The following is a 6,593-nucleotide window of genomic DNA, read 5'->3' as shown; positions in this document are numbered from 1 at the left end:
ATAGGTAAAGGTTCTGTGCATTTGGCTAAATAGATTTGTTTGTCTTTAAATTTAAAGGCTGATTTGGTAAATTCGGCACTTCCTCCCTGATGTTTTTTCTTAAAGTTAGGATACTTAGTACGACCAGCAAAGAAGTTAGTGAAAGCTGTTTGTAAATGTCTTAACCCTTGTTGTAAAGGTACACAGCTTACCTCATTGAGAAAGTCTAATTCTTCTTGCTTTTTCCAATCGGTCAACATTGAAGAAGTTTGAGCGTAGCCTACTCTTTCTTGTCTTTCGTACCATGCTTGTGTTCGTTCGTGGAGAGCTTTGTTGTAAACTAATCTTACACAGCCCAATGTGCGCCGCAATAGCGACTCTTGTTCGGGTGTGGGGTAAAATCGAAACGAATAGGCTTTTTCCATGTCTCACATTTTAGCATATATTTCGTAAATGTGCTAATATTTAACAGTAAAGCCGTCGTAGAACGACGGGGTTTCAGACCCAAATTTTTCGATGACCGGAATCTATGAGCCTATCGACTGCCACCGTTACCGCCATCAATTATCCTGATGCTACCATCAACCGGGCCGAACGCGCCCTCTGTTGTTCTCCTTTCCGTGTCACCTTATTTGCGGCTATGCTGGAGCAAAGTGTATCACTTTTAAGCATTCCGGGTGCTGGGGGTTTAGAGAAAGGTTATACTTCCAGACTGCTGACGGAAGCGGCAGCGGAAAGCTATCTTCTCTGGTTGATTAAGGTGGGAATTTTGCGGCGCGAAGTAGATGGACAGGGGATAACCGATAGTTTTCGTCTCACTCCTTTGGGGAGGAAATTAATAGAAAAATGGCAACCCCAAGGGGACTTTTTCCCTCAACCCACTTTCTGGCAAAGATTTTTAAATACTCTGCAACGTTGGTTTTCTTTTTAATGCTGTTAAGGTGAGGAGTCGGGAGTCGGTCGTCAGGAGTCAGGATTCTCCGAGTCGGTCGTCAGGAGTCAGGAGATAGGAGATTATTTTATTTATTCTCCCCACACCCCACACCCCACACCCGACACCCCACTTCCCCACTTCCCCACTTCCCCAATTCCCACACCCTACACCCCACACCCCACACCCCACACCCCACTTCCCCATCTCCCCATCTCCCCATCTCCCCATCTCCCCACTTCCCAATTCATAATTCCTAATTCCTAATTCATAAAAATTCAATACTCAACCCAAAAAACTAGATGAAAGCAATTATGGTAGTGGGGACAACATCCCACGCGGGTAAATCTTTTTTAACTGCGGCTTTATGTCGTTTATTCAACCGGAAAGGTTGGCAGGTAACACCCTTTAAAGGTCAGAATATGGCCCTTAATGCCTATGTTACCGCCGGAGGGGGAGAAATGGGTCACGCCCAGGCGGTGCAAGCATGGGCCGCGGGGACAATTCCCCGGGTAGAAATGAACCCAATTTTATTAAAACCCCAGGGAAATATGACCTCTCAGGTGATTATTAAAGGTAAGGCTGTTGGTGTCACCACGGCAGTGGATTATTATCAGAATTATTTTGAGCAAGGTTGGCAAGCAATTAAAGAATCTTTAGCTAAATTATCAACAGAATTTGATCTAGTTGTCTGTGAAGGTGCGGGAAGTCCGGCGGAAATAAATCTCAAACATCGGGATTTAACTAATATGCGGGTGGCTAAATATCTCGATGCCGCTACTATTTTAGTGGTGGATATTGATCGCGGGGGGGCTTTTGCTCACGTCGTCGGTACGTTAGAATTATTAGAACCGGAGGAAAGAGCTTTAATTAAAGGTATTGTGATCAATAAATTTCGCGGACAAAAATCCCTCTTAGATTCGGGGATTACTTGGCTAGAAGATTATACAAAAATTCCTGTGTTAGGAGTTCTTCCCTATAGTGATATCTTTTTGAGTGCCGAGGATTCTCTCAGTTTACTCGATCGCCCCGCCCAAAAACCCAAAGCTGAACTAAATATCAGTGTCATTCGTCTGCCTCATATCGCTAATTTTACTGATTTTGACCCTCTCTGTGGCGAAGCAACGGTCAATGTACGTTATCTAGAATTACAGGAATCTTTAGGTGATCCCGATGGGGTAATTATCCCCGGCTCTAAAACCACTGTTGCTGATTTAATTGCTCTTAATCAAAGTGGTATGGCTAATCAATTACAAGCCTATCACCAAAGGGGAGGTATTATCTTTGGCATCTGTGGTGGTTTGCAAATGTTAGGGCGATTAATCCTGGATCCTGAACATCGAGAAGGTCCCGATAGTGAGGCAGCTGGCTTAAATTTACTGCCGTTAAAAACGGTAATTACTGCGGAAAAAATTACCCGTCAACGACAAGTTTTATCTAATTATCCCCAAGCTGGTTTACCGGTAATGGGATACGAAATTCACCAGGGAATAAGCCAATGGGAAAGTGAATCAGGTTATCAAAAAATGTTCGAGGAAGATGCTAGTCTGGGAATTGTCAATGATTCTCTGTCAATTTGGGGCTGTTATTTACATGGTATCTTTGATAATGGTTCTTGGCGAAGAACTTGGCTAAATCATCTGCGTCAGCGTCGCGGTTTATTATCTTTGCCTACGGGAATTGCTAACTATAGTGAACAAAGAGAAATAACCCTAGATGCTATGGCTAATTTAGTGGAAGAACATTTAAATCTTACACCTATTTTTGCTCATTTGTAAGGAGAAATTATGACTATTGCAGTGCGTTTTTTACCCGATGATCTTATCATAGAAGCGGAAACTGGAGAACTATTATTAGATGTGGCCAAAAAAGCAGGGATTGAAATTCCTACCGGCTGTTTAATGGGTTCCTGTCACGCCTGTGAGGTAGAATTAGATGATGGTACTCAAATTTGTAGTTGTATTACTGGTATCCCCAGCGATCGAGATTCTTTAACCGTTCATTTATACTCCGATCCGCTTTGGTAGTTGTTAAAGTTTTCTGATAACAGAAGTCAGCTATTAATGTTAAGTTTACGACTTCTAACTAGGAGAATAATGGCTCGGCGACTTCTCGTCTAAGGGAAGGTTTTTGATTTTTGCAAGATGTACATTGACAATAGTATATGCAATATATTCATAAAATACTATGGTATATCGTATCAATGGGATGTGACAATAAATTTCACTAAACCCTTGACAAAAGTTACTTTCTGTATTACCTTTCGACAGTAGTGGTGCTGCCACGGGAAATACTTACATATTAACTATCTTAAAATATGTCAGATTATTATCATTATCAAAATTCTTGCTGTGGGACTGCCCACGCTTATTTGCTACCCTCTCTGAGTCAGATTTTTGCCGATCTTGCTCCTCCTGAAAAGCGTATTTTTGATCTCGGTTGTGGCAACGGTTCGATCGCTAATTGGTTATCAGAAAAAGGATTTCAAGTCAGTGGCTGCGATCCTTCCGAATCGGGGATAGCAGAGGCAAAAAAAGCCTATCCTGAACTTGATCTATACGTTGGCTCCGCCTATGATGATCTGGCTAGTAAATTTGGTACTTTTCCGCTGCTAATTAGTTTGGAAGTGGTAGAACACGTCTATGCCCCGCGCGATTACGCTAAGACCGTTTATAATCTGCTGCAACCGGGAGGATATGCGCTGATATCCACTCCCTATCATGGTTATCTCAAAAATTTGGCCCTGGCGGCTACGGGTAAGATGGACGAGCATTTTACCGCTCTTTGGGATCACGGACATATTAAATTTTGGTCTGTCAAAACTATCACAAAACTGTTAACAGAAGCTAATTTATCGTTAGAGAAAGTCTATCGTATTGGTCGTATTGCTCCCTTAGCGAAGACGATGATTATTCTCGCTCGTCGGGGTCAATAAATCATACTAAATCCTGTTCAAAAGGTATAGGAGAGGTGGGATCAGGGAATTTGAGCATTTGTACTAAAATTCCCAATACGCAGTTTAAATACAGTACAGCTTAGTCAAACTTGGGAATAATCCAAGCTGCTATAATAGCCAGTAAAACAACAATTTCTAAAATTTTATATAAGTTAAGAGATTGTAGCCACTGCCAAGTATTGGCTAGACGCAAACCTAACCCCCATTGACGTAATTGAGATAACCATAATTTCGGGCTATCTTGTTCACGAAAATGCCATTTAAGGATAGATAATAACAGGGGAACCCCTCCCACTTTAGCAGTCATGAGCAGGTGCAGGATCAGACATACTGCCATAATTAACCAACTGAGCAAATGGGCATAATACCAAAAGTGATTTAATTCCCCTTCCGGTAGCCATTTGGAATCCATCATCCGACCACTATACAAGGCAAAAGTTATGGCAAAAAGAGTCAAAGTATTGACTAAACGATGGAGACTATACCACCAAATCGGCTTACCAAATTGGGTTAATTTGTTAAGAGAATCACTTTGAATTAATCTTTTGTTGCCCCGACGAAAAGCATAGATAGCAAAAACGGGAAAAATAATCAGAGTATAGAGGCCAAAAGTGCCATGAATACTTTCAATTTCTTGATATTCCGGTAAGGGCAGTTTTAACCAACGACCGTCAAAAGTATCATAGGTCCAATAGGCCGTAACCATGGCGGCAATGAGGGCAATTCCCGTGAATCCGTGCAGAATTCGCAGTAAAAGAGGTTGATAAGGTTGATTAGTTTTCATGAACTCGATCGATACAATGGGGGATGTAAACTTGCCCAGATACTATGTTAACTAATCCTTGGCTCGTCGCTGTTCTTCTCAATACCGTCCTCCTCGGAATCGCCTGGATTGCCCCAAAAAAGCTCTTAACTCGGATGGGTTATCTCCATGCTTGGGTTTTAGGGGTGATTGTCTGGGGAAGCTTGGGATGGCGCGGTTATCTAATTGTTTTATTCTATTTCCTCGTCGGTTCTACTGTCACCCGCATCGGTTTAGCACGCAAGGAAGCGGAGGGAATTGCCGAAAAAAGAGCGGGGGTGCGCGGTCCTGAAAATGTCTGGGGTTCCGCTTTAGCGGGGGCAATTTGCGCTATCCTAAGTCTTTTTGCCGCTTCTCCCTGGGATTACCTCTTAATACTCGCTTATGTGGCTAGTTTTAGCACCAAATTAGCCGATACTACTGCCAGTGAGGTGGGCAAAGCTTATGGTAAAACTACTTATCTAATCACTAATTTTAAATCCGTCCCCCGGGGAACAGAAGGTGCTGTTAGTTTAGAAGGAACGATCGCTGGTTTGTTGGCAGCCACGGCTATTTCCCTGTTAGCATGGGCTATCGGTGCGATCGATCTTCTTGGTGTGTTATGGTGCGTAATTGCGGCATTTATCGCCACCAATATCGAAAGTCTCATCGGAGCTACTCTACAAACTCGCTTTCTGTGGTTAACTAATGAATTGGTCAATGTGATCAATACGGTTATCGGTGCGATCGTAGCTATACTGTTAAGCTTGCTCTGGTCTTTCAGCTAAAGTTAAGTGACTAAAAAAATTTTTCAGAGAATATCTATGCTAAAGTGGCGTTTTTGTGCATTGTCCCTGCTGTTACTGCTAATTACTGCCTGTGGGACGGAAAATCAACCGAATTCTAGTTCTAACACTGCAAATAGTCCCAGTGCTGACCGCTTGCAAACGGTGAAAAATCGCGGTAAGTTAATTTGTGGCATTAACGGAGAAGTGCCTGGGTTTAGCTTTGTTAATGAAAAAGGCGAATATTCGGGCTTAGATGTGCAAATTTGCCGAGCTATTGCGGCTGCTCTCTTTGATGATCCCTCCAAAGTCGAATATCGTAAACTTAGCCCCCAAGAGAGATTTACTGCCGTACAGACGGGAGAAGTGGATATCCTCAGTCGCAACACCACCTGGACGATTAACCGGGATACCGCTCTGGGGATGGAGTTTATCACCCCGGTTTTCTATGATGGTCAGGGAATCATGGCCACGAAAGCCAGTAATATTAAGAAATTAGAAGATTTAAGCGGAAAGTCCATTTGTGTGCTATCGGGAACCACCACAGAACAAAATCTGGCCGATGCCATGGCAAAAGCGGCAGTGCAAGGTTATAAACCGATCGTTTCCGATGATGTGGAGGCTTTATATACAGCTTATCAGGCGGGGCGTTGTCAGGCTGTCACTTCCGATCGCTCCCAATTGGTGGCCCGGCGCTCGGTTTTTCCCCGACCGCAGGATCATCAATTATTAGAAGTGGTAATATCTAAGGAACCTTTGGCCCCGGCCGTGGCCGATGGTGATCCCGCTTGGTCGAATGCCGTCCGCTCGATCGTTTTTAGTTTAATTCAAGGGGAAGAATTTGGGATTAACTCCCAAAATATTGGCACTTTTGCCGATAGCAAAGACCCCAGTATTCGGCGCTTTTTGGGTATTGATGAGAAGTTAGGCGAAGATATGGGTTTACCCAATGATTTTGCCCAAAGAGTCTTAAAACAGGTGGGTAATTACGGTGAAATTTATGAGCGGGAAATCGGTAAACCCCTACAACTCGATCGAGGTTTAAATAATCTTTGGACAAAGGGGGGTTTATTGTATTCTCCTCCTTTTCGTTAGTTTTAAGATTGTGTTTCCTGACGGGGAATATAGACCCCTATGGCCGCTGGAATAACTCGAAACATG

Annotated in this window: 8 protein-coding genes; 6 read left to right on the top strand and 2 right to left on the bottom strand. The window is 43.1% G+C overall.

The features are described from left to right. Window positions 1-404: RNA-guided endonuclease InsQ/TnpB family protein (locus O9290_RS16735; RefSeq protein ID WP_288087290.1), on the bottom strand; the 404-nt coding region annotated here is incomplete at its 3' end. A gap of 104 nt (window positions 405-508) precedes the next feature. Here O9290_RS16735 and O9290_RS16730 point away from each other — a divergent pair. From O9290_RS16730 to O9290_RS16715, 4 genes are all read left to right on the top strand, one after another. Beyond that, window positions 509-910, top strand: a complete 402-nt coding sequence (locus O9290_RS16730; protein WP_288059059.1) for an Npun_F0494 family protein — start codon at window positions 509-511, stop codon at window positions 908-910. A gap of 302 nt (window positions 911-1,212) precedes the next feature. Next, window positions 1,213-2,688 (top strand): cobyric acid synthase CobQ, encoded by a 1,476-nt coding sequence (gene cobQ, locus O9290_RS16725; RefSeq protein WP_288059057.1) that lies wholly within the window; start codon window positions 1,213-1,215, stop codon window positions 2,686-2,688. A gap of 9 nt (window positions 2,689-2,697) precedes the next feature. Further along, window positions 2,698-2,937: a 2Fe-2S iron-sulfur cluster-binding protein gene (locus O9290_RS16720; protein WP_002762838.1), complete on the top strand. Its 240-nt coding sequence runs from the start codon at window positions 2,698-2,700 to the stop codon at window positions 2,935-2,937. A gap of 290 nt (window positions 2,938-3,227) precedes the next feature. Continuing rightward, window positions 3,228-3,845 (top strand): class I SAM-dependent methyltransferase, encoded by a 618-nt coding sequence (locus tag O9290_RS16715; protein ID WP_288059055.1) that lies wholly within the window; start codon window positions 3,228-3,230, stop codon window positions 3,843-3,845. A 100-nt stretch (window positions 3,846-3,945) separates the two neighbouring features. On the opposite strand, the gene O9290_RS16710 is transcribed toward O9290_RS16715, so the two are convergent. Beyond that, the gene (locus tag O9290_RS16710) at window positions 3,946-4,650 is read right to left on the bottom strand and encodes a cytochrome b/b6 domain-containing protein (RefSeq protein WP_288059053.1); all 705 of its coding nucleotides are present in this window, start codon (window positions 4,648-4,650) and stop codon (window positions 3,946-3,948) included. Between the two features lie 44 nt (window positions 4,651-4,694). On the opposite strand from O9290_RS16710, the gene O9290_RS16705 reads away from it, so the two are divergent. Further along, window positions 4,695-5,435 carry a TIGR00297 family protein gene (locus tag O9290_RS16705; protein ID WP_002762834.1) on the top strand — a complete coding sequence of 247 codons (741 nt, stop codon included), beginning with the start codon at window positions 4,695-4,697 and terminating at the stop codon, window positions 5,433-5,435. A 36-nt stretch (window positions 5,436-5,471) separates the two neighbouring features. Next, on the top strand, window positions 5,472-6,527 hold the full coding sequence (locus tag O9290_RS16700; RefSeq protein ID WP_288059051.1) for an amino acid ABC transporter substrate-binding protein: 1,056 nt from the start codon (window positions 5,472-5,474) through the stop codon (window positions 6,525-6,527). The last annotated feature ends 66 nt before the right edge of the window (window positions 6,528-6,593 follow it).

Source organism: Microcystis sp. LE19-41.2A (genome assembly GCF_027530405.1).
Lineage (GTDB): Bacteria > Cyanobacteriota > Cyanobacteriia > Cyanobacteriales > Microcystaceae > Microcystis > Microcystis aeruginosa.
This window is presented reverse-complemented; position numbering and strand designations above follow the sequence as displayed.